We start from the raw sequence: 24747 nt of genomic DNA, 5'->3' as shown, positions 1-24747 counted from the left end.
TTAAATTGTTTTTGAAAATGCTTCAGCTTCAGAAACGGCTTCCAGCAAAACGTTCTGTACTTCTGCCAGTATTTTTTGGAGATCAGAGCTTTCTGCTGATGCTGTTTCAAGAATATCAATTTTTTCCTTTAACAGAGGATGTAATCCCATGATGGTAATGCTGGATTTCAGATCGTGAGCCCACAGTTTTACCTCCTGAAAATCTTTGTTTTCGTAAGCCGTTGTCAGTTTCTGTATATGATTGGGAATGTTTTCAATAAACTGTTGGGTAACCATTTGTTCGAAGCTTTTGTCGCCACCGCTTACCGTCTGCATATAAGTGAGATCAATATATTGATAACCTGAAGATGGATTTTCGGTTTTCTTTTCGTTTTTATTCTTTTCTTTAAACCCGAGTTTCGAAATCAGCATAAACAACTCTTCTTCATTAACAGGTTTAGGAATATATTCATTCATCCCACGGCTCAGGCATCTTTCTCTTTCTCCTGCCAGCGCATGGGCGGTCATTGCGATGACCGGAATATCCAGTCTGAGTTCTTCCCGCATTTTCTGCGTAGCTGCATATCCGTCCATTTTCGGCATTTGTATATCCATTAAGACCAGGTCACACGCATTGTTTTTGAGATAGCTTACTGCTTCAAGGCCGTTCGATGCAATATGAAAATTAATATTCCATTGAGAAAGAAGATGTTTCATCAGGCTTTGATTAATGACATTATCATCAACCACCAGAACCTTCAGGGGCGTGTTGGATTTATCTTTAAAATATTGAGGATCAACAGCTGGAAGTACTGTAAGCTGTTCTTCAGCAATTCCGTAAGGAATGTAGAAGTGAAATGTAGTTCCTTTGCCTTGTTCACTGCTCACTTCTATGTTTCCGTTCTGCAGTATGATTAAGCTTTTCACGATGGATAAGCCCAATCCTGTTCCTCCGTAATTTCTTGTGGTTGAATCTTCTCCCTGGTTGAATCTTTCGAAGATTTCGGTGAGCTTTTCTTTGTCAATTCCAATTCCTGTATCTGAAATCTTAAATCCCAGAACGGCTTCCTTCTCCGTTTGCTGTTTACTGTAGATTTCAACAGCAATATTTCCCTGGTGGGTAAATTTTATCGCGTTTCCGATGAGGTTGACTAAAATCTGGGTCAGTCTTGTGGCATCTCCCACCAAAGTGTCGGGAATGGAAGGATCAATTGTACTTGAGAGGGTAAGACCTTTCTCTCTGGCCCGTTCAGTAAAAAATGTTTCTACGGAATTGACCAACCCGTTGATACTGAAGATTCCAGGGGTAATGCGCATCATTCCGGCTTCTATTTTAGATAAATCAAGAATGTCATTGATGATGGACATCAGGTTTTCTCCGGAACGTTGTATTGAAGAGACAAATTCTGCTGAAGTTTCATCCAGCGGGCGCTTCTGAAGTAAATTGGTGAAACCGAGAATTCCGCTTAAAGGAGTTCTGATTTCATGGCTCATATTGGCAAGGAAATTTTCTTTGGTTTGTGCCGCCACCAATGCTTTTTTCTCCGCAATATCAAGTTCGTTTATGAGTAACCTCTGGCGTTTAAACTGTCTGAGGATGTGATATCCAACAACAGAACCGCTCAGTATAAGTAAGATCAGCAATGAGATGTCGTAGAATCTTGCTTTTTGTCCCATTTCTTCACTTTTCTGGCTGAGTTCAACCATATTCAGTTTTCTGCTTTCATATATTTTAGCCGTAATGCTGGTGATTTCATTAGAAATTTTTCTCGCACGCGGATTGGCAATGGAGGTATTATCGTCCATGTTTCCAACAGAAAGATAACGGTGCAAGAGTTTATCTTTGGTTGTTTTCTTTTCCATGGCAAGAACACTTAACCTGTGGATCAGCTTTTCTTCTTCAGCGTTTACATTGTCTTTGGAAAGAGAATCCAGAAAATTTTCAATCTGGCTGATTTTTTTGTCAATGCCTTCAAGGTGGGTGGTATCATTCGTTGCAATAGAAGCTCTGATTCTGCTTTCCACTCCCAGAATATCACGATCAATCTCCCGTAAATGATTGCTTGAACGCAATTCGCTCAGCAAGGTATTGTTATTCTGAATCAGTGCCTTGGTATTTCCTGCAGAATTGAGCTGAACAGCTATCAATAGGAGTGAGCCCGAAATAAAGGTCAGGATAATAAAATAGCTGAATCGTTTGTTATCCATTACTGAAGATCTATTTTTCATAATTAACGGTCTGATTTAAAATAAAATACCGATAAAGGTTGATTAACCTTCAAATGTTCGGGAATTGAGATCAAAAAAGGAATCGAATTTCTGATGGCCAGTAACGGCTAAAAGACATTCATTCGTATATTGAGAGCTTTCCTGTATGCGTCTGCCACAGGAATGAATTTACCGTTGATCATAATACCTCCATCCTGAAGGGTGTCAATTTTACCGACAGAAACAATATAGGAGCGGTGAACTCTTATAAAATGATCCTTAGGAAGACGTTCTTCTGCTGTTTTCATTTTACCGTGAATGGCAAACATCTTTTCTTTGGTATAAAACTTTACATAGTCACCCATGGCTTCCGCATAGAAAATATCATCCAGCTTTAAACGCCTAGTAATATTGGAGTCCCTCACGAAAAGAAACTCATCCCTTGTGATTTCTACATTTTCTTTTCTGCTTTCAAGAATAGTTTGTGCCTTGCTTACTGCCTGCAGAAATCTTACCGGCATAATTGGCTTCAGAAGATAATCTGCAATATTAAGCTCAAAGGCTTCCAGCGCATATTCCTTTTTTGAGGTGGTGAAAATGATGATAGTATCTTTACCAGAAAGCGTTTTCGTAAGCTCAATCCCTGTCATTTCCGGCATTTCTATATCGAGAAATATCAGATCGATGGAATTGGACTGAAGATAATGATAAGCTTCTATGGCATTGGAAAACTCGCTGACAATGGAAAGATCTGGAACCTGTTTGGCGAGGTGTGCTAATGTTGTTCTTGCAATATCATTATCATCAACGATTAAGGCTTTCATTGGTATAGTTGTTTATGATTTACACAAATATAATTATAACTTTTTTATTTTGTGTTATCTGAAATAGGAGCGGATCATCCATGCCATTTCTTCATGGGTTTCCATCAGACCTGTAATAAAATCGCTGGTACCGTAATCTTTATAAGTTTCAGCAAATGGAGTGATATTTCCCCGAAGGAATTCGATGATGCTTTCATGATCACTTAATAAATCTTTCATGTATCCGAGCCCGTCATTTGTTCTTTCGCTGTACTCCGTTAAATGAGTCAGTTCCAGGTAGATTTTCATAGTTGCCGGTGCATAATGTCCGATTTTACGCATGCGTTCAGCAACGCTGTCAATCATTCCATCCAGTTGTCTGTATTGTTCCTCAAAGAAAATGTGGTTGGCGTGGAAGTTGTCTCCGGTTACATTCCAGTGAGCGTTTCTTGTTTTGATGTAAAGAAGCGTTTCGTCTGCTAATAATTTTGCTAATTGTTCTGCAACAGCTTCTGTATTTTTTTCTGTAATTCCGATTTTTGTTTTCATAATAATAAGATTTTAGTTGGCATTATTGCTTTTTTCCTGATGTAAAGGTCAGTTATAATCCTATAAAACGATCTGTATTTTCGGCGAACAGGCAGAATCAATCGGTGAAAAACGGATAAGTTCAGCTTTCGGGTACGTACTAATGAAGTTTCAGAATACTGTAACAGAAATTGATTAGTTGTAAAGGAGTCTTTTTAAAAGGCAAGACTTCCTTCCGCCAGCTCCTGAGCAGGGTAAGCGATTGCTGCCATATGGACTGATCAACATAAGTATTAAGTTCTACTACTATTTTTCAGTCTTTTATAAAAGTATTTTAAATCTATATCTGACGGGGCACTTAGATGGCATTTTATTTTTCTAATTATGAATGTACAAACAATCATTAGATCAGTGTAATTTGGTATAATTAAAAACTTATAGCCTTATAAATAATTAATATCAAAAAATTATAATAAATTGATTTATAGCGGTTTAAGTCCAGGGGTAACAGGACTTACAGCTAATTTCAGATACTGCTGAAAACCTGTGAATAAAAATTTCTCATCATCAGCAATAAAGAGTTTTAAATTTATTGAATCTCACTTTTTAATTGAATCACAACTTTTTCAAGGGTCTTTTTTATTTTTTCAAATAAGGAATATAATTCAGGGAATTTTTTATTTTGCTCCATTGCAAGTACTTCAAGCTGTTTTACAATGTTCACAATAGAAGTTATTTCTATAGACTGTATTCCTGGTCTTATTTTATTCATAAGTTTTGCAATTTCGCTATAGTTTTTTTCTTGAAATGCTTTTTCAACCAATAGAATTGTCGTTTCAGTCTGCGCAATAAATACTGAGATCATTTTCCGCATAAATTCCTTATCACCTCTGCTGAGGGTTTGTATGCTTTTCAGATTGTAGAGTCTTTCATGCGTATCAGACACTGTCTTTGCTGTTTTTTCATGAATTTTGACATACTTATAAATTGTATTCAGCAAATTTTCTTCATTAAAAGGCTTTGTGATATAATCATTCATTCCTGCATTAATGCAATGATCTATTTCTGTTTTAAAAGCGTTTGCCGTGAGTGCTATCACAGGAGTTTTAATCGCAAGTTCCTTTCTTAATATTTTAGTTGCTTCGATACCATCCATTTCCGGCATTTGCATGTCCATCAAAATAATGTCAAATTTTTCTCTTCTTAACATTTCTAAGGCTATCTTACCATTTTCAGCTTTGGCGATGCTGCATTTAAAATGTTTTAGTGACTTTTCGGCAACCAGCTGATTAAGGGCATTATCTTCTACCAGCAGAACTCTTGTACCTGCAATGGAAAGATGTTCATTTTGCCAGTCATTTTTTTCCAGATCTTCTTCATTACCTCTGTCCAGAAGTAAAGTTATTTCAATGCATGTACCTGCGTTTTTTTCACTTTTTACATTAATTTCACCTTCCATAAGATGAATAAGTTCTCGTGTAATAGACATTCCAAGACCTGTGCCCCCATATTTTCTTGAAATTGAGCTATCTTCCTGATTAAATTTTTTGAATATATCGCGTACATATTCTTCGCTCATTCCAATACCCGTGTCAGTAATACTAATTGAAATAGTTTGTTGGTTGGGAGAACTTTTCAGGACCTTGGATTCAACATAGATCTGGCCCTCATTGGTAAATTTTAAGGAATTCCCAATGATGTTATATAGAACCTGCTCAAGTCTTAAAGAATCTCCTTTCAAAACATAAAAAATATCAGAGGAAAAATGGGTAATCAGTTGGAGTTTTTTTTCATCTGCTTTTGGTTTGAGAATAGAAATAACCTTTTGAATGCTATCTTTTAACGAAAAACTTTTGTTTTCCAGAGACATTTCTCCGGATTCAATTTTAGAGATATCAAGTATGTTATTGATAATTGATAATAAATGCTGTGAAGCATTATAGCTGTTTTCTACAAATTCTTGCTGGTTTTCCGATAGGCGGCTTCTCTTAAGTTCACGCAAAAAACCAATGATTCCATTAAGAGGTGTTCGGATTTCATGGCTCATATTGGCCAGAAAAACCTCCTTTGCCTTTGATGCCTCCAAGGCTTTTGATTTTTCCAGTTTTAATTCGTCTTCCAGTTTTTTTTGGTCGGTAATGTCAAGATGAATCCCTATAGAACCTAATAAGTTTCCCTGGTCATCATAACTGGGAGCTCCACTTATTGCCCACCATCTTATTTCACCTCTTTTATTCCTAACAGAAAGCTGATATACACTGGAGACTCCTTTTTTTCTTAATTCTATCTGATCCTGTAAAAAACGAATATTATTTTCTCCATACAGGAAAAGTTCACTGGGGTTTTTACCAATTACTTCATCAAGTTCAAAACCTGAAACATCACAAAAGCTCTGATTAGCGTAACGGATAATCTCATGATTATCAACTTCAATGAGCCCTAAATTCATATTAGCAATAATATTCCGGTATTTTTCCTCTTGCTGCTTTATATAATCTTCTGCTCTTTTTCTTTTTTTCAGCTGTTCAGAGAGATACAGTGATAGTTCTTTAAGATCGTCTGATTTTTTTATTTCAATATCGGAGTCAATAATCTCTAATGACTCATATAGATTGCTGACAGATTCCTGTTTAAGAGTATTTTCATTTTTAAGATTTTGATAAAGTTCCTGATATTCTTCTTCACTTTGTTTAAAAGCGTGGTCCATGAGTTCTTTATCTCTTTCAAATGATTTGTATGATTCATTAACTGCGTGAATAAAATTTTTAAATTGCGGATGATTTTTGCAATCTGCCGTAAGATATTTATTTATCTGTCTCTCGAGTAAATTGTGAAATTTGGTTTCCATATTTATTCAATTTCATTAACGGTGGTAATGGTAATAGTTTGGTTGTGTAGAGCACAATTGCCAAATGGGCTTAAAGGAGATAATTCTCCATATGAGTAAAAACCTATCAGTGACGTATTTGATTTAAAAACATCCCGTACAATATCTACTTCTTCATACACTCTGTCAGCCAATACTATTTTTCTCCCAACACAGCTGATAATGATTCCTAGCTTAATTTTATGTTGGGTCATCTGAAGACATTCGTTTGCTGCGTCATTTGCTGCATCAATAAGCTTATCCATATTGGCTTTCATAAATCTTACCTGACTTCCTTCCGGTAAATCTCCCGCAAAAATCATTGTGTTATCTTTAATGGATAGAATCGTTCTCACTACTGGAGACAGATCCCTGGGCAACTTAAGAGATAATGGAAAAAGCAGAGCAGAGCCGGGAAGCTCTTCAGCATATTTTCCCAAATACTTTTTATAAAGATCCAACGCATTTTTATTATCAATCTCGTAAAGAACATTATCTTGTGATTTTGTAACTATCCTTTCAAGTCCAAAACTTTCCCAGCCTCCTATTGAAGAATGTGATAATTCAAGATGTTCTCCATAAAATCCAACAGCAAGAATTTTATTGGGCTGGGGAACCTGATTAAGTCCAACCACTGTTTTTTCAAATTTATCCCCATCTCCGGCCAGACCTCCTGAGATCAGAACTTTTTCGGGGCGGCTGCTGTTAAGCCCACTTACCAGCTGGCTACCATTTACTTTATTGCCATCTGACATGATGAATACCCATCTAAGTCCTTCTGAAGGCAGATTTTCAATTAATTTTTTTCCTGCATCATAACTGTCTGAAAAATCTTCAATGTCAATCTGCGATGTTTTTAAGGAAGATCTTGAAAAACTGATTGCGGTTAAAACAACTGCCCCGTCATATACTTCATTACAGAAAATTTCTCCTGACGAAGAAGAGAGGGCAATCTCTGCATTCGGGAACTTTTCTTTTAAAAGAATAAAAAAGCTCTCCTTTTCAATAATACTTCTGGTTCCAAATCCTATGACGAGCTGAACTTCGTAATATTCAAGATTTTCATCATTCCTTTCTGATTTGAGGTTTTCGTTTATAAAAAGTAATTTGGCAACTTTCATCTCACTATTTTCTGTTTCAAGGTTATTAATGGGGACGCCAATGTTTGATTTGCATAAGTCTATTAGCTTCGCTGTAAAGGTTTGAAATGTAGTTTTGTGCTGTTGTTTGGGAGAACTTCATAATCAGGATTTAGCTGAAGATGATATTCTAATATTTCTCCTAAGAAAATATTCTCATCAACTATAAATATTTTACACATTTGCGCCGGTTTTAGTTTTTAAGTCTCTTACTAAAATAATGAATTTTCATCATATTATGAATTATTTTGTTGTAAAGATTGATAATTTTAAGTAATAATGAATTATTGTTGAATGTCTTGTGTGGAGTTATGTGAGCAAAATCTCCCTATTAAATACAGTATTGTTATGTGGGGATTTAAATTTTTAGTGAGACGGCGGTCAGCAGACAGGGTATTTAAGTTTGCCTTTCCACAGGGTTTACTTCGATAATAATTCGGTTCATCAGGAAGCTTTGCCGGATAAATGCTTTAAAATTCCTTTAGGAGTAAGAACGAATTACTTCTTAGGGGACAAAATAATTCACAGGGCATATTATCGTTAATATACTGATGATTGGGGCTTGAAATCGAATACACCAGTTGGCGCCGTTTGGCTATTTGTAGCCCCACCAGGAATCGAACCTGAATCTAAAGTTTAGGAAACTTTTATTCTATCCATTGAACTATGAGGCCAGTTTTTAAAAGGAGCACTGCCTTTACTTCTCTAAACTTGATTCTCTTAAACGCAAAGACAAGATTCAATTCCTTTATTAATAAGGAGGCCGGGAAAGCGGCAATGTCTCTGATGAAGCTATACGTTTGCTTATTGAGAATCAAAAGTTGATTACATCTTTGTGCCCTTTAGAATATAAATTTTATATAATTAACCTTTGCGTAAAAGTTTAAGCTGCATACATACTTTTTTCAGATATTAACCGAGTCGAAAATCTTCAGAAAGCTTTATTTAAAAAGGGTATATGGATAAAAGAATCTGCCCTTTAGAGGCAGATCCAGTAGATAAATACATCTCATTTTTTTAATTAGACAACAATAAAAAGCACAGCCGACAATGCTGTGCTTAAATTTTTATTTCAAATTTAATTGCAATTTCAATAGTAGTAAGAAAAGCAAATAAAGTTTCCACTTCGATTTTTATTACATAGTAAATGTAGTAATAATTTTAATACGAAATATGAATTTAATGTTAAAATTCACAAGTTGTCCACAATTTGCTGTGGATAACTTGTGGAATTCTTTGGAACTATTGTTCAGAAAGATATTTTAAAACAAAATCATGTAAGATTTTTTTTCTCTTCATCACTGCCTTTATTGTCCATATGACCATGATTAATCAGAGTGGGTTGTACTGTTATAGAATATTTTTTTTGTTCTGTTTCATTGGGAAGGACGCCTTCGTCAGCCGGATAATCGTTGGAACGTAAAGAATAAATTTTAGGAACAGAAGTTCTCGGAAGAAACATTCTCCGGTTGTCCATTGTGATGAGTTTATACACCAGATTAGGATGCTGATTACCGAATAGCGCTGCCATATCACCGCCATTGGAGTGTCCTATTAAGGTCAGATGTTTATAATCAAGTTCCGGTTTTGTCTTTTTAAGTTCATTGAGCACAAACAGAATGTTATCCGAACCATTTTGCCAGAAAGGTCTTCTCACCATCTGCAAATTTCCTTCTGTAGGGAGCAGACTGTCTGTAGCCAGTTCATGTTGAATGCTTACTGTGAAATAGCCTTTTGAAGCCAGTTTTTCCGTTAAATAAGAGTACACAAGGTAATCTCCGCCTTTATTGAGACCATATCCATGATTGAAAATAATAACCTGTGGGTTGAGAATTTTCTTATCTGTTTCTGGATAATAAAAAGCAACAGGGATCTTACGGTTTCTGCTCTGATCTAAAAAGGTCAAAGTATCCACTTTTACTTCGTAATCATGACTTTGAGTATTTTTCTTTTGTAAAGTACAGCTGGTTATAAAAAGAGGAATGGCAAAAAGAATAGAAAAGGAGTACTTCATGGATTGTTTTTATTTGACAGAGTAAAAGAATGACCTTAATTCATCTGCAAATATATGAGGTAATTCCAGTGCGGCAAAATGACCACCTTCATTCATCTTTTTAAAGCTGGTCACATTTACGAAACGTTCTGCCCATTCTTTGGGAAACTGAGCTTCACGGGGAAATACGAGTACTCCGGCCGGAACATTGCTTTTTTGATGAATGTGTGCTCCGCTCCATAAAGCCGCTGCATCTTCTTTGTACATTCTGGCAGAAGATCCTATGGTTTGCGTTACCCAGTAAATCATAATATTGGTAAGCATTTCATCTTTCCCTCCAAAGGCTGTTTCTATTAATTCCGGGGGTGCTCCTGCATTGGTAAAACTTATAATCCAGCCTGCAAGCCCGACAGGAGAGTCATTCAGACCATAGGCAAGAGACTGGGGTTTGGTAGACTGAACCATGGCATAGGCTCCTTCGCTATACCACCATTGTTGTACAAACTGTGCGAATGCTTTTTCCTCTTCACTCATCGTTGCCGGATCTTCCTGTCCCATAGGATATCCTACATCGGTAAGGTGAACAGCTTCCAATGCATCAGGATATTTTGAAGTCAGTGCTTTTACGACATTCATGCCAATATCGCCTCCGGCAGCACAAAATTTTTCATATCCAAGGACTTCTGTCATCAGTTTTTTCCAAAGATCAGCCACTCTGGTGCTGCTGACAGCTGTTTTATCAGAAAAACCAAATCCGGGAATAGAAGGAATAACCAGATCAAAACTCTGTTCACCTTCTGTAAGCAATGGAATAATTTTATGAAAACGATAATAGCTGTCCGGCCAGCCATGGGTAAGAATAAGTGGCTTTGGATGAGTTCCTTTTCCTCTTATGTATTGAAAATGAATCAGAATTCCATCTATTTCAGCGGTGTATTGAGGATGTTGATTCAACTGCTGTTCGTGCATTCTCCAGTTGTAATCATTGATCCAATAGTGGGTAAGTTCTTTCAGGTATTTTTCGTTGGTACCATAATTCCAATCAGAACCTTCGGGTTCTCCGGGCCAGCGGGCGTTTTGCAGACGGTTTTTAAGATCGGTGATCACCGATTCAGGAATGTTAACAGTAAATGGTTCCATATTTATATATTTTATAGGTGTAAATGCTTTTTTGGAAATATACTGATAGTAAGAAGGTTATCAAAGTTAAAAACTTTCTCTTTTCAAAAGTGTTGTCGAAATCATAAATTTTTGATTTTTTACCTGGTGAAAAAAGTGTAACTTTAATTCATTAAAATCTCGTAATACATATTACTATGAGTCAGGCTATTTTTTAACCTGAACATCTTAGGTTCAATTTTCTGAACCCAATACCTTCATTATATCATAACTAAAGCAAAGACAATATGTTATTTGCCTTATCAGTGGTCGTTAGCGTAGAATTAGCTATTGATTATTGATATGTAATATTTAAAGAAAATCAATATGAAAACCTATAAAATTGCCGTAATCGGCGGAACAGGAAAATCCGGAAAATATCTGGTGCAAAACCTCCTTGAGAAAGGGTATTCTCTTAAACTTTTAGTCAGAAACCCTGAAAACGTTACCTTTCAAAATCCATTAATTGAAGTTGTAAAAGGAGATGCGAGAGATGAAACCTCAGTTCATAGATTGCTTGAAGGAACTGATCTTGTAATAAGCACTTTAGGACAGTCAAAAGGAGAGAAGTCTATATTCAGTGATGCTGCAAAAAATATCATCAGAGCGATGAACCATTTTGGAATGAAGCGCTATATAGTAACTACCGGTTTGAGTGTAAATACTCTGTCTGATCATAAAAATGAAAGCGTTAAAATGGCTACTGAATGGATGTATCAGAATTATCCTGAAACAACGGAAGACAAACAAAAAGAGTATGAATCTCTTGTGGAAAGTACACTGGACTGGACTTTGGTAAGATTGCCACTGATTCATCTTACCGAAGAAAGGTTTACAACTGAAACAAGTCTTACAGATTGTAAAGGCGAAAGTATCAGTGCTGCGGATCTTGCGGAATTTCTGGTTTCTCAGATTGATGCTGCTGAATATATACAGAAGAGTCCGTTTTTGTACAATCTGAAAGGATAAAGAATATTTAAAGAAGAAGTTGTCTCAATAATCTGGCTAGTGGATTTTTGTCATTCTGACGAAGGAAGAATCCCGTTAATAATCAACGATATGGGATACTTCATTTCATTCAGAATGACAATTTTGAGACAGCTTCTTTTAATTCTTATAAGAGTTTTTATTTTTTTCGACCATACATCAGAATACGCTTAAATGCATAGATTGCCGGATATTTTGTAAATCTTTGAGCGATACGTGATTTAAATTCGGAAATGAAATTTTCTTTTTGTTCTTTTTCCAAACGCTCAAGATAAGGCAGCAGGGCAGTTCCTGAAATAAATTCATAGAGCGCTTCATGATCATCTGCAATAATCGGATAAACTTTCTGGAATATTTCAATATCCTGAATTCCGTTGTCAAACAAAATTTGAGCATAATCATCCATTGAAAGTACAGGCGAATCACGGTTGAAATGATTGAGCTGTGAAGCATAAGGTTCTTCGTCTGCCATTTCCGTAAGAATCTGATTCAGGATATTTTCTTTCTGAACAGGCATCTGAATAGCTAACTGCCCATTCTGTGAAAGTAATCCAATGATTTTAGGAAATAACGTTTCGTGATCATCTGCCCACTGTAAAGCGGCATTGCTGAAGACAAGATCCCATTTTTGGTCAGACTGCGCTGTTTCTTCAATGGTCTGCAGTTTAAAGTGCAAGTTGTCATTTTCAAATTTTTTCGATTTCTCAAGCATTTCTGCTGATGAATCAATTCCTAAAAATGTAGAGCCGTCCAGTTTTTCTGTCAGAATGGAGGTTTGCTCTCCGGTGCCACAGCCTAGGTCAATCGCTTTTATATTGTTTTCAGGCTTGATTAATGCTGCTAAATCATAAAAGGGTTTGTAACGCACATCTTTGTATTGATCATATAATTCGGGATTCCAGGGCATAAAAAATAATTTTGTAATGGGTTAATTTTAATAAAGATAGAGAATCTAAATAAAAAATCGGCTGTTTTTAAAAACAGCCGATTGTATTTTATTGTTCCAATTTTTCCTTGATATATTTTGCGGTGTGTGACTTTTTATTTTTTGTCAGATCTTCAGGAGTTCCTGTAAATACAACTTCTCCGCCATGTTTTCCTGCTTCCGGGCCGATATCAATAATATAGTCGGCACATTTGATAATATCAGGCTGGTGCTCAATAACAATCACTGAATGTCCAAGGTCAATCAATGCCTGCAATGATTTCAATAATTTCTGAATATCATGGAAGTGAAGTCCTGTAGAAGGTTCATCAAAAATAAATAACGTCTTATCCGTTGTTACCCCTTTTACAAGGAATGAAGCCAGCTTCACACGCTGTGCCTCACCGCCGGAAAGGGTAGAAGAGCTTTGTCCCAGCTGAAGATAACCTAAACCTACTTCCTGCAGCGGTCTCAGCTTTGTTACGATCTTCTCTTCATTATTGTCTTTAAAGAATGCCAACGCTTCATCTACGGTCATATGAAGAATGTCAGAGATGTTTTTCTCATCGAATCTTACCTCAAGGATTTCATTCTTGAATCTTGTTCCTTTACAAACCTCACATTCAAGCTCGATATCTGCCATAAACTGCATGGAAACATTGATGACACCTTCACCTTTACATTCATCACATCTTCCGCCGTCTACGTTGAAAGAGAAATGTTTAGGCTTGTATCCCATCATTTTGGCTACTTTCTGTTTCGCGAAAAGATCACGGATGTCATCATAGGCTTTCAGATAAGTTACCGGGTTTGAACGGGATGATTTTCCAATCGGGTTCTGATCAATCAGTTCAATATTTTTGATCAGCTTTTTTGGAAATTCTACGGAATCGTAATCTCCTTTTTTACCACCCATTCCTAACTGAATCTGAATGTCATTGGTAAGAATTTCTTTCATTAAAGTAGATTTTCCACTTCCTGAAACTCCGGAAATCACCACCAGACTTTCAAGGGGAACATCTACATCTATATTTTTAAGATTGTTCTGGCGGGCACCTTTAATGTGAATCCATTCTTTGCCTTTTCTTCGCTTCTTCGGAACCTCAATTTCCAGTCTTCCGGTAAGGTATTCTGAGGTAAGTGTGTTGGCTTTTTTCAGATCTTTATAATCTCCGGCAAATACCAGTTCACCACCAAGATAGCCTGCTTCCGGACCAATATCAATAATATAATCAGCGGCTCTCATAACATCTTCATCGTGTTCTACCACAATTACGGTGTTTCCAAGGTCACGAAGGTTTTTCAGTACTTCAATCAGGTTTTCCGTGTCTTTGGAGTGAAGCCCGATAGAAGGTTCATCCAGAATATAAATAGAACCTACCAAAGAACTTCCTAAGCTTGTGGCAAGATTGATTCTCTGACTTTCTCCTCCCGAAAGGGTATTGGAAGTTCTGTTTAATGTTAAATATCCTAATCCTACTTTTAATAAAAATTCAAGGCGAGTTGTGATTTCATAGATCAGCCTTTTGGCAACTTCTTTGTCATGATCTGAAAGCTTTAATCCGTTGATTAATGGAGAAAGTTCGTCCAGAGGAAGCTCAATCATCGACTGGATATTGTGTCCGTCTACTTTTACCCAGCTGGTTTCTTCGCGAAGTCTCAATCCTTCACAGGTAGGACAAAGGGTTTTTCCTCTGTAACGGGAAAGCATCACTCTGTACTGGATTTTATAGAGGTTTTCTTCAAGCATTTTGAAGAAATTATTAATGCATGGGAAATTACTTTTTCCGTCACCTTTCCAAAGGAAGTTTTTCTGCTCTTTTGTTAACTGATGGTAAGGTTTGTGGATAGGGAAGTCACCTGCTTTTTTGATGAAATCCTTTTTCCATTCGCTCATTGTTTCTCCTCTCCAGCATACGACTGCATCTTCGTAGATGGACAGCGTTTTGTTGGGAACCACAAGATCTTCATCAATTCCAATTACTTTTCCGTATCCTTCACATGCCGGACATGCTCCGTATGGATTATTAAAGCTGAAAAAATGAACATTCGGTTCAAGGAACTCCATTCCGTCCAGCTCAAATTTATTGGAGAATTCTTTTACTTTTTCAGTATCTGTATTCTTTAATGAACAATAGCCACGTCCTTCATAGAATGCCATTTGAATAGAATCGGCAAGCCTCTGTAAAAAACTTTCGTCTTCTTCATAAGAGAAACGGTCAATAACAAGATTGATTGCCATTCCTTTTTCAGGAGCAAATCCAAAGCTTTCCAGATCTTCAATACCCGCTACATTTCCATTGATTTCCAGTCTTGTGAAACCTGCCAGTTTTAAAACATTCAGCGTTTCTTTAAAATTGTCTGCATCATATTCCAAAGGAGCCGTTAATAGAAAAGAAGTATCTTTTTTAGAAGTTTTAATGAAGTCTACCACGTCAGAAACCGAATCCTTTTTCACTTCTTCTCCGGAAACCGGTGAAAAGGTTTTCCCGATTCTGGCAAATAAAAGCTTCATATAATCGTAGATCTCTGTAGAAGTTCCCACAGTAGAACGCGGATTGGAAGAAATTACTTTCTGCTGGATGGCAATGGAAGGGGCAAGTCCTTTGATATCATCAACCTTTGGCTTTTCTAATTTTCCCAAAAACTGACGGGCATAAGAACTTAAACTTTCAACATACCTTCTCTGTCCTTCAGCATAAATAGTATCAAAAGCCAAAGAGGATTTACCGCTTCCTGAAACTCCTGTAATAACAATCAGTTTGTTTTTCGGAATCAGGACGTCTATATGTTTCAGATTGTTAAGATGTGCATTCTTAACGAAAATCTGTTTTTTTATATCTATTTCTGTTGTGTTAGCCATATTTTGTTTATTCATATAAAGTATATTCTGCCTGGTAGGTATCACCAGTCAGCGTGATTGTTTTATTTCCGTAGCTAATATTTACATTGGCCACAACTTTATTTTCTGATTGAGTGTTGACTCTAACTATTCTTTTCTGGTCATCATAGGAAAATGTTTCAACATAGGCGGGCTCTTTACCATCAAATAATGTACTCTTCTCAGCCAATAAACCATTTTTATAATTGTAGTTAAAAACAAGTGAGCTGGTACTTGTAGAAGTATTCTTATCTGGATTATATGATGCTTTTATCATTTTTTTTATCCTACGATTTTCATCATAATCATATTGCCGATCTTGTGCTTTATTACCATTAAAAGTAAGCGTATATTTTGTAAGAAGATTATCCGTATAAGAATACTTTTTTTCTATAATGGATTCTTCATCTTTCAGCAAATTTGATAGGATATTACCCTTCATATCATATGCAAAAGTATGAAAGCTTGTTGATGGCTTTTCTTTGGAAGAAATATATTCACTGGATATTCTAGTCACTTTTCCTGCAGTATTATATTGATAAATACTAATTGTCTTTCCTCCAGAATATTTTTCAATTTCTTTTATCAATCTTCCATTTTCATATAGGTATTCAAATTCTTTTCCTTTACCGATTATTTTCGAAATATTATTTTTTGAGTCATAGAATATCTCATTTTTATGGGTTGGAAAATCAAGAGACGTTTCTTCAAATGAAGCAATTTTGCCTTCTGATACAAGAATTTTATACTCATCTTTTCTTGTTGGTTTATCAGATGGTATTTGTGTTATGTCACTTGCAAAAAGTATGTTTCCAAGAAGATCATACTTTCTAATTTCTATATTAAACTCATTTTCTATTCCTCTTGTTTTTTGATAGGATTCTTTAATTTTTTGCCCACCAATAATTAAATTGATAAGCTCATCCTTTTCTTCTATATCTTCTTCAGGACTAGATATTTTAGGATCCGGATAGGTGAACTGAGCATTTACAAAAATGCCTATAAAAAATATTGAAAAAAAGAATACTTTCATTGTAAAATTAAGACCCACAAAATTACGAAATTTTAGTGAAAATTTTATGCTTATCTTATTGTTAAAAATTATTATTGTAAACGTTAAATGAGAAGGATGAAATCAAATTTTTCATTCAAAAAATGATAGAAATGAATATATTTTGTGGACTTATTTTTATTTTACTGTTTATTTTACAGTGGTTTTTATAAATTTTAAAAATATGTTGTGTTTTTTTATTTAAGTATTGTTTTATGTTGTAAAATTATTTAAAATTGTACCCGTAAATATGTAATATAGAAATGAGAAAATTATTCAGAGATCTAGTTACACATTTAATGAGAAAAAGATAAAATTACTCCCTCACACAGATGCAGCATTATGTTGCATCTTTTTTTATGACAACTATCATTTGTCTGTCTTGGTGAACTCCCTTACTTTTGGACTCTGTTAAAAAAACTACGGAAACGATTATGATCAAAAAGATAGGAAGTGCTTTTTTTCTGGGATCTTTACTTTGGGTACATGCACAGGAAAAGACAACAGATATTGAAAGCATTGAATTTCAGGGGAAATTTATCTCTACACCTTATAAAAGTGCTAATCAGAACATCAGTGTTATCACCAGAGAAGACATTGTAAATTCGCCTGCTAAAAGTATAGACGAAATTCTTCAGCTGGTACCGGGCATGGATATCAGAAGGAGAGGAGCCAATGGGGTGCAAAGTGATATCGGTTTTCGTGGAAGCTCTTTTGAACAGGTTTTGCTGATGCTGAATGGAATCAGGATGAATGATTCCCAGACCGGACATAATAATATGAATATTCCGGTAGATCTGGATGACGTAGAAAGGATAGAAATTATAAAAGGGCCGGCAGCCAGACGTTTTGGTCAGAATGCATATGCCGGTGTTATCAATATTATTACCAAAGCCACTCCTGGAAAAAGAGTGAAGATAAGTGCAGATGGAGGAGACTACAGCACCTATGGTCTTGGATTCAATGCGCAGATTGGAAATGAGAAGTTTACGAACTCTCTTCAGGCCAATTCTGCTTCTTCAGAAGGCTACATGTTCAATACTGATTATGAAATCAGAAATGTATTTTATCAGGGAAAACTGAATATCAAAAACGGAGATGTAAAAGTACAGGCTGGTTTTTCAGAAAAGAAATTCGGAGCCAATGGTTTTTATGCTTCCAGTGCTGCCACAAAACAGTATGAGGAAACACAGGCTTCTATAGTAAGTGTAGCCCATCAGCAGACTTTTGGAAAGCTAAAGCTTAATTCAAATGTATATTGGAGAAGAGGACAGGATATGTACCTTTATGACAGATGGAATCCGGAATTTTACAGAAATATGCACATCGGAAATAATGTAGGAGGAGAAGTCAATTCCAGCTATCAATGGGGATTAGGAACAACCGGAATTGGTGTGGAATTAAGAAAGGAGTTTCTTGCAAGCAGTAATTTAGGGAATAGAAACCGTTTTGTTTCTCAGGTTTTCTTTGAACATCATTTTTCATTACTGGATAAAAAACTGAACATCAGTCCGGGAATTTCGTGGGCTAACTATTCTAAGGAAGGTAATTTTTTCTATCCGGGGCTTGACGTAGGATATAACTTTAATACCAATAATAAAATCTACGGAAATATCGCAAAAGTACACCGTATTCCTACTTTTACCGATCTTTATTACATCAGTAAAACGGAACAGGGAAATCCTGATTTACGACCTGAAAATGCTGTTTCATCAGAGGTAGGATATCAGTATCAGGATAGTAAAATCTTAGCGAAAGTCAGTGGATTTTTAAGAAACTCCAGCAATTCTATTGATTGGGTTAAAAAAGACCTGAATGATAAAGTATGGTATGCCCAGAATGTAGGAGATATTAAAACCAAAGGGATTGAAGCAGAGTGGAGCCATAGACCTGTAGATTGGTTAAAATACACGGTTGGATATACTTATATCGACAGCAAATATGAAGAAAAAGATGGCCTTGTTTCAAGATATATTCTGGATAATCTGAGACACCAGTTTGTTTCCAAATTAGAAGTGAAATTCCTGAAAAATTTCACCAATGAGCTTGTTTACCGTTACAATGAAAGGGTAAATCTGGGAACCTATAATCTTGTAGATGAGAAGCTAAGCTTTGCTAAAAAAGACTACTCAGTGTATGTGTTGATTAATAATATTACCAATACAAAATATACGGAAGCATTTGGAGTGGCAATGCCGCAAAGATGGTTCCACATTGGGTTTTCTTATATAATTAATATTAAGTAAATGTTAATTTGAAATGAATAAAAGTTAATATTAACAAATTGTTAAAAAATATACATTTGCAAAAATTTTTTATGAAACGTCTTATAGGCTTAGGTTTATTACTTGGAATTTCTTTTTTTAAAGCACAGGAACATATTTCCAGCTTCAATGCAGTGACTCTAACGTATAAGTTTCATCCTAAATTTTTCCTTTATGCTGAAGGGCAGATGCGTGGTAACGAAGATTATACCTACCCTGATTATTATGAAATAAAAGGCGGATTAGGGTATAATCTTACCAAGAATCACAAACCTTTCGTAGGATTGGGAAGATATGTGAACTATAAAGAGCATAGCCTAAGCAGAGAGGAGTTCAGGGTATGGCTTCAGGATGTTATCGATATTAAAAAAGGTATCGTAAAGTTCGAAAACCGTTTTCGTGCTGAAAAAAGCTGGTTCTATGAGCCTAAAACAGATCAGACTTCCCAGAGAATGCGTTACAGATACCGTTTGAATGTAAGTGTTCCTTTAAATGCGAAAACCATCAAAAAAGGAACTGTTTTTGCCAATGCCTATGATGAAGTTTTCTTTGTCTCTCCGATGAAGCCTACTTTTGCCAGAAACAGAGTTTACGGCGGTTTCGGCTATCAGATCGATGATTATTTTGGAATTGTGAGCGGATATCTGTGGCAGCGTGAATTCGAAGCAAAAGGAAATAAAAATTTACATTTCGTTTACCTTGCGTTAAACATTAATATCGACGGAACAGACCATCACACGAAAACTTACGATTTCCCGGGTGCGGATTAATATTTCTCTATCAGATAACGGTAGGCTTTCAGATATTTATTGAACCTTTTGATGTCTTTAGGAGTAAGCTCTCTGTTTACTCTTCTAAGATCCATATTATCACGAAGGTCATTCAGTTTTACCGCAACAGAAAGGAGAGATCTTTCTGTTCTTTTGATAAATTCATCGTAATCTTCTTCCGGATCAAGCTTCGTAAGACAGCTGATGGCAAAAATAATATATTCGGGAAATCCTTCCGATCTTAAATAATCCAGGCTGAACTCCAGAGGATGATCTTCTACTACATCATGCAGTACTCCAACAATTTTTTCATCCAATGTTTTACCATAGTTCATCACACGCATCACGTGAGCGATGTATGGAGCATGGTATTTATCAGTTTGTCCTTTATGAGCCTTATCGGCAATTTTGATTGCTTTATTCAGTAATTCTTCTTTTGTCATTTCTAATGAAAAATAGACTACAAAAATAAAAAATGCCTTAAAAAATAAAGCATTTTTATCAAGAATATTTCAGATGATTTTTAGACATTGGTTTCATCCTCTATATGAGCATGTGGCGCATTGTTTTTTACAGATTCGATTCCGTTTTCCATGCCGTTGTCAGATTCATACATTTGGCTGGTTCCTATGATCTGTCCGTTTCCGGCTTTAAGGTTGAAATAACATCTGCCATCATTGGCTGTATTTCTTTCAAATTTGGCATCTTCCTGTGAGTTGGTTTTTACAGTTCCGATTCCGTTTTCGCAGGATGGCTTGGTGCTGTATCCCTGACTGGTTAAAATTACCTGTCCGTTTCCCGCCTTGAGGTTAAACTGAAAGTCTCCGTTTATTCTTTTAGAGATAATAAATTTTCCCATGGTAATAGTTTTTTAGTTTGTGTTGTGTTTATTTGGATGGCGTTATCTTTTTCCGATCCACCTGAAGTTTATCGGGTGTAATCGCGTTTAAAATTTTATATTGTGAATAATCTTTTGAAGGCTCTTTTAAAGCCATGTAAAGAATTGTATCATTGGGTTTAATGGTCAATATCTTGTAAAGTTCTTTTTGAGAATGATCTGATTTAAGGGCAAAAGATCCTGGAAACTTCCCTTTAGAAACAATTTTTGTGGTATCAATCTTAGAAACAGGAACTATATTGTCTTTTTTTTGGGCTGAAAAAGCTGCTGAAATAAGAAGAAGGGGAAATAATAGAATTCTCATGTGTTTATTAATTTATAATAAAAATAATAATTTTTTTTGAATAACTTTATATAATACCTTGAAATTCAACGGTGGAGATTGGGAATACGGGTAAAAAAAAAGCGCCTCAAAAAATGAGACGCTGAATCAAATTTATGTTATTAAAGACTAATAAGCTCCTTTCTCGATATAGTGAGCTGCTACTTTTTCAGTAAGAGCTACCACATTCGGATGATTGGTATACTTTGTGAATCTTCTTAATCCTGAAAGCATCATTCTCTGCTCATCTCCTTCAGCAAAAGAAACGATTCCTTCTTTAGCAGAAGTAATGATTTTCTCAACAGCTTTGTAAAGGTTCAGTTGAGCCATAGCTGCTTCCACAGATTCAGGAGAGAAATGTTTCTCTGCTCTTAATATTGCAGATTCTGCCATATAGATCTGGTTAAGGATTTCAGAAGCATTCAATAATAAATGTTGTTGTTTCTCAATATCCATCATGAATTTCTGTAGTGCTGCTCCGGAAACCATTAAGAACACTTTCTTAAGATTAGCAATAATAGCTTTTTCTTCACTCATGAATTCTGAATAGTCAGGAACTTCAAATGAAGGGATACCCATCAATTCTTTGCTGATTGCCATTGCAGGAGATAAAAGATCTAATTCACCTTTCATTGCTCTCTTAATAAGCATTCCTACCGCTAATAATCTGTTGATTTCGTTGGTACCTTCATAGATTCTACCAATTCTGGCATCTCTCCATGCAGATTCCATTGGGGTATCTTCTGAGAATCCCATTCCTCCATAAATCTGGATTCCTTCATCCGCTGTATTTTGAGTAAGGTCAGAAACGAAAACTTTAAGGATAGAAGCTTCTACTGCAAATTCTTCAACTCCTTTTAATTCCGCTTGTTGATGATCCATTCCGCCAGCAACTAATTCTGCAATTTTATCTTCAACATTTTTTGCTAAACGGTAAGAACCAGCTTCACTCACAAAAACTCCGGTTGACATTTCTGCAATTTTCTTTCTGATAGCTCCGAAAGTAGAAATAGAAACACCAAATTGCTTTCTTTCATTGGAATATTGAATAGCATGGTTTAAAATTCTTCTTTGTCCGTCAAGGTTTGCAGCAGCTAATTTAATTCTACCAACATTTAATGCATTCAAAGCGATTTTAAAACCGTTGTTTCTTTCACCCAACATATTTTCAACAGGAACTTTCATATCATTGAAGAAAACCTGACGGGTAGAAGAGGAACGAATACCTAATTTATGTTCTTCTTCACCAAATGTTAAACTTTCCGGATTTTCTAATTCTGAACGGTTGATTACAAAACCTGTAATATTTTTATCATCATCAATTTTTGCAAATAATGTGAAAGTATCTGCAAAACCTGCATTGGAAATCCACATTTTTTGTCCATTGATAATGTAATGTTTTCCATCTTCAGACAATTTTGCTCTTGTTTTCCCTGAATTGGCATCAGATCCTGCATCCGGCTCAGTCAAACAATAGGCTCCGAATTTTGTTCCTGTAGCTAAATCCGGAAGGTATTTCTTTTTCAATTCTTCACTTCCGTAAAGCAAAGTAGGAAGAGTTCCAATTCCCGTGTGTGCTCCATAAGCTGTTGCTAATGATCCATTTCCACCTGAAACATAATCGCAAGCCAACATTGTGCTCACAAATCCCATTCCCAAACCTCCATATTCTTCAGGAACAGTGATTCCTAACAGTCCCATTTCTCCTAATTTACGCATTGTTTCTTCAGTCAATGCATAATCTTTTTTCTCAAAACGATCGTGTTGTGGAATAACTTCTCTGTCAATAAATTCTTTCGCAGAATCACGAAGCATTTTTTGTTCTTCAGACAGTTCTTCCAAAGAGAAAATTTCATTAGCTGGAATTTGTTTAATTAGGAATTCCCCACCTTTAAGTATATTGCTCATTTGTTATTATTTTAAATTTTAGATTATAAATTTTAAATTAGATTTTGTTGTTATAAATTTTCAGATGATGTTTTAATGATTTTAGTTAAAATATTAATGATCATTTCAATATCTTTTAAATATGAATTGATCTCAATTTGAACGAGATTTGAAGAATCATAAAGTTTCAGCCAGTATCTTGTTTCTCTCGCTTCTTTATTTGCAATAGAGAGTTTTGATATAAAATCTTTTTTAGATTGAGCCGCTATAGCTTCTTCTACATTTGCTCCAATGGAAGTCCCAGAACGAAGAATTTGTTTTGATAAAATAAACTCGTTTTGAGATTTGCACTCAGTATAAAATTTAATTATTCTTAAGGCAAAATCAAAAGTTTTTATTTGGATCAAATTGTCTTCTTTGAAACCCATTGCATCTAAAATTTATAATTTAAAATCTATAATTAAAGAAGTTCAAAGATTGAAGCCGCGCCTTGCCCCGTTCCAACACACATGGAAACCATTCCGTATTTGTTTCCGCGCTTTCTCATTTCATCAAGAAGTTGAACCGTTAATTTCGTTCCTGTACATCCAAGTGGGTGACCCAAAGCGATGGCTCCTCCGTTTACGTTTAAGATATCAGGATTTAAGCCTAATTCTTTCTTGATGGCAACAGATTGAGAGGCGAATGCTTCGTTTAATTCAATTAATTCAATATCTTTTAATTCTAAACCTGCCTGTTTCAATGCTTTTGGAATAGCGTAGATAGGTCCCATTCCCATGATTCTTGGCTCTAATCCGGCTGCAGCATAAGCAACTAATCTTGCTTCAGGCTCCAATCCTAATTCTTTTACCATTTCCTCACTCATTACCATTACAAAAGCAGCTCCGTCACTCATTTGAGAAGAGTTTCCGGCAGTTACGCTTCCTCCGTTGGCAAATACGGGTCTTAATTTTGCTAAACCAGCTAAAGAAGTGTCGGCTCTAGGCCCTTCATCTATTGAAAAATCAAACTTTTTAGTCTGTATTTTCTGATTTTCATCCAGAAAGTTATATTCTACAGGAATCGGAACAATCTGGTTGGCAAATTTTCCTTCCTGATTAGCTTTTAAAGCCTTCATGTGAGATTCAAAAGCAAACTGATCCTGCTCTTCTCTTGTAATGTTATACTGTTTTGCAACTTCTTCCGCTGTGTAACCCATTCCCCAATAGTAATCAGGGTTGGTTTTTGCGATATCTGTTTCAGGAACCGGTTTGTAACCTCCCATTGGGATGTATGACATGGATTCTGTACCACCCGCGATGATACAATCTGCCATACCAGCCTGAATTTTTGCAGAAGCAATCGCAATGGCCTCACTTCCTGAAGCACAGTATCTGTTTACGGTTACTCCCGGAACTTTATCCGTATTTAATCCCATCAAAGAGATCAGACGTGCAACATTCAGCCCTTGTTCAGCTTCCGGCATTGCATTTCCTACGATAAGGTCATCAATTCTGTTTTTATCTAATTGTGGTAGCTCAGCCATTAATTTTTCAATTACGGTAGCCGCCATGACATCAGGTCTTGTAAATCTTAAACTTCCTTTTGGAGCTTTTCCAACGGCAGTTCTGAAACCTTTTACTATGTATGCTGTTTTCATTTTTTGTAATTTTTTGTAAAATGTATAATGTAAAATGTCAGTTGTACCTTATTCAGTAGTACTGCATAATACCTTGTACGATTCTATTTTGAATAATTTTGTTTTAATTTAATTATCATATTTTGAATATGTCTGATTTCTGTCATTAGTAAATCAAAATCATTTTTCTGTATAAATTCCAAATCATTAGCAATTATGATTTGAGTTTCAAATTCAAATGAAGAACCTAATGCAATGTTCAAGAATTGACAAAATTGAGGATTGGTGTCTCTTCCTGCTCCTTCAGCAATATTAGATGGGATAGAATATAAACTCCTCCTTGATTGTGAGGTCAACCCAAATAACTCATCTTTAGGAAAATCTTTGGATATTACATAATAATGCTTACAAAGCAGAATTGATTTCTTCCAGACTTCTAAATCCCTAAAGTTATGCATGCCAATACTTTT

20 protein-coding genes and 1 tRNA gene are annotated in these 24747 nt (G+C 35.7%); 3 read left to right on the top strand and 18 right to left on the bottom strand.

Features of this window, described 5'->3' with window-relative positions; all coding sequences use genetic code 11:
- The 8 genes from ODR02_RS09275 to ODR02_RS09240 form a co-directional block, all read right to left on the bottom strand.
- Window positions 1-2208, bottom strand: a complete 2208-nt coding sequence (locus ODR02_RS09275) for a hybrid sensor histidine kinase/response regulator (protein ID WP_209784667.1) — start codon at window positions 2206-2208, stop codon at window positions 1-3.
- A gap of 107 nt (window positions 2209-2315) precedes the next feature.
- Window positions 2316-3011 (bottom strand): LytR/AlgR family response regulator transcription factor, encoded by a 696-nt coding sequence (locus ODR02_RS09270; protein ID WP_209784666.1) that lies wholly within the window; start codon window positions 3009-3011, stop codon window positions 2316-2318.
- Window positions 3012-3065: 54 nt separating this feature from the next.
- Window positions 3066-3539: a Dps family protein gene (locus ODR02_RS09265; RefSeq protein ID WP_209784665.1), complete on the bottom strand. Its 474-nt coding sequence runs from the start codon at window positions 3537-3539 to the stop codon at window positions 3066-3068.
- Window positions 3540-4107: 568 nt separating this feature from the next.
- Window positions 4108-6366, bottom strand: coding sequence for a PAS domain-containing hybrid sensor histidine kinase/response regulator (locus ODR02_RS09260; RefSeq protein ID WP_309512242.1), 2259 nt, complete (start codon window positions 6364-6366; stop codon window positions 4108-4110).
- 2 nt (window positions 6367-6368) lie between these two features.
- Window positions 6369-7505 carry an FIST signal transduction protein gene (locus tag ODR02_RS09255; RefSeq protein WP_209784663.1) on the bottom strand — a complete coding sequence of 379 codons (1137 nt, stop codon included), beginning with the start codon at window positions 7503-7505 and terminating at the stop codon, window positions 6369-6371.
- A 620-nt stretch (window positions 7506-8125) separates the two neighbouring features.
- Window positions 8126-8197 (bottom strand) — tRNA-Arg (locus ODR02_RS09250).
- 599 nt (window positions 8198-8796) lie between these two features.
- Window positions 8797-9537, bottom strand: coding sequence for an alpha/beta hydrolase (locus ODR02_RS09245; RefSeq protein WP_309512241.1), 741 nt, complete (start codon window positions 9535-9537; stop codon window positions 8797-8799).
- A 9-nt stretch (window positions 9538-9546) separates the two neighbouring features.
- Window positions 9547-10656 carry an epoxide hydrolase family protein gene (locus ODR02_RS09240; protein WP_309512240.1) on the bottom strand — a complete coding sequence of 370 codons (1110 nt, stop codon included), beginning with the start codon at window positions 10654-10656 and terminating at the stop codon, window positions 9547-9549.
- Window positions 10657-11001: 345 nt separating this feature from the next.
- On the opposite strand from ODR02_RS09240, the gene ODR02_RS09235 reads away from it, so the two are divergent.
- Window positions 11002-11643 carry an NAD(P)-dependent oxidoreductase gene (locus tag ODR02_RS09235; protein WP_209784660.1) on the top strand — a complete coding sequence of 214 codons (642 nt, stop codon included), beginning with the start codon at window positions 11002-11004 and terminating at the stop codon, window positions 11641-11643.
- A gap of 157 nt (window positions 11644-11800) precedes the next feature.
- Here the strand turns inward: ODR02_RS09235 and ODR02_RS09230 are convergent, their stop codons facing one another.
- From ODR02_RS09230 to ODR02_RS09220, 3 genes are all read right to left on the bottom strand, one after another.
- The gene (locus tag ODR02_RS09230; RefSeq protein ID WP_209784659.1) at window positions 11801-12568 is read right to left on the bottom strand and encodes a methyltransferase domain-containing protein; all 768 of its coding nucleotides are present in this window, start codon (window positions 12566-12568) and stop codon (window positions 11801-11803) included.
- Window positions 12569-12656: 88 nt separating this feature from the next.
- Window positions 12657-15449 (bottom strand): excinuclease ABC subunit UvrA, encoded by a 2793-nt coding sequence (gene uvrA / locus ODR02_RS09225; RefSeq protein WP_309512344.1) that lies wholly within the window; start codon window positions 15447-15449, stop codon window positions 12657-12659.
- Window positions 15450-15456: 7 nt separating this feature from the next.
- Entirely contained in the window at window positions 15457-16500 is a 1044-nt protein-coding gene (locus ODR02_RS09220; RefSeq protein WP_309512239.1) for a hypothetical protein, read from the bottom strand.
- Between the two features lie 452 nt (window positions 16501-16952).
- On the opposite strand from ODR02_RS09220, the gene ODR02_RS09215 reads away from it, so the two are divergent.
- On the top strand, window positions 16953-18764 hold the full coding sequence (locus ODR02_RS09215; RefSeq protein WP_309512238.1) for a TonB-dependent receptor plug domain-containing protein: 1812 nt from the start codon (window positions 16953-16955) through the stop codon (window positions 18762-18764).
- A gap of 71 nt (window positions 18765-18835) precedes the next feature.
- Window positions 18836-19552: a DUF2490 domain-containing protein gene (locus ODR02_RS09210; RefSeq protein WP_034694295.1), complete on the top strand. Its 717-nt coding sequence runs from the start codon at window positions 18836-18838 to the stop codon at window positions 19550-19552.
- On the opposite strand, the gene ODR02_RS09205 is transcribed toward ODR02_RS09210, so the two are convergent.
- From ODR02_RS09205 to ODR02_RS09175, 7 genes are all read right to left on the bottom strand, one after another.
- Complete coding sequence (locus ODR02_RS09205; RefSeq protein WP_034694511.1) at window positions 19549-19995, bottom strand: phosphohydrolase; 447 nt, start codon at window positions 19993-19995, stop codon at window positions 19549-19551. The genes ODR02_RS09210 and ODR02_RS09205 overlap by 4 nt on opposite strands.
- 80 nt (window positions 19996-20075) lie before the next feature.
- Window positions 20076-20411 carry a YegP family protein gene (locus ODR02_RS09200; RefSeq protein ID WP_309512237.1) on the bottom strand — a complete coding sequence of 112 codons (336 nt, stop codon included), beginning with the start codon at window positions 20409-20411 and terminating at the stop codon, window positions 20076-20078.
- A gap of 28 nt (window positions 20412-20439) precedes the next feature.
- Complete coding sequence (locus ODR02_RS09195) at window positions 20440-20754, bottom strand: hypothetical protein (protein WP_209784655.1); 315 nt, start codon at window positions 20752-20754, stop codon at window positions 20440-20442.
- A gap of 147 nt (window positions 20755-20901) precedes the next feature.
- Window positions 20902-22680 (bottom strand): acyl-CoA dehydrogenase family protein, encoded by a 1779-nt coding sequence (locus tag ODR02_RS09190; RefSeq protein WP_309512236.1) that lies wholly within the window; start codon window positions 22678-22680, stop codon window positions 20902-20904.
- A gap of 50 nt (window positions 22681-22730) precedes the next feature.
- Entirely contained in the window at window positions 22731-23087 is a 357-nt protein-coding gene (locus ODR02_RS09185; protein ID WP_209784653.1) for a four helix bundle protein, read from the bottom strand.
- Between the two features lie 32 nt (window positions 23088-23119).
- Window positions 23120-24298 (bottom strand): acetyl-CoA C-acyltransferase, encoded by a 1179-nt coding sequence (locus tag ODR02_RS09180; protein WP_209784652.1) that lies wholly within the window; start codon window positions 24296-24298, stop codon window positions 23120-23122.
- Window positions 24299-24381: 83 nt separating this feature from the next.
- On the bottom strand, window positions 24382-24735 hold the full coding sequence (locus ODR02_RS09175; RefSeq protein ID WP_209784651.1) for a four helix bundle protein: 354 nt from the start codon (window positions 24733-24735) through the stop codon (window positions 24382-24384).
- Window positions 24736-24747 lie beyond the last annotated feature (12 nt).

Origin of the sequence: Chryseobacterium sp. CFS2, assembly GCF_036543225.1 — a bacterium.
GTDB lineage: Bacteria > Bacteroidota > Bacteroidia > Flavobacteriales > Weeksellaceae > Chryseobacterium > Chryseobacterium culicis_A.
Note: the sequence above shows the minus strand (reverse complement) of the source record. Positions and strands in the feature narration are given on the sequence as shown.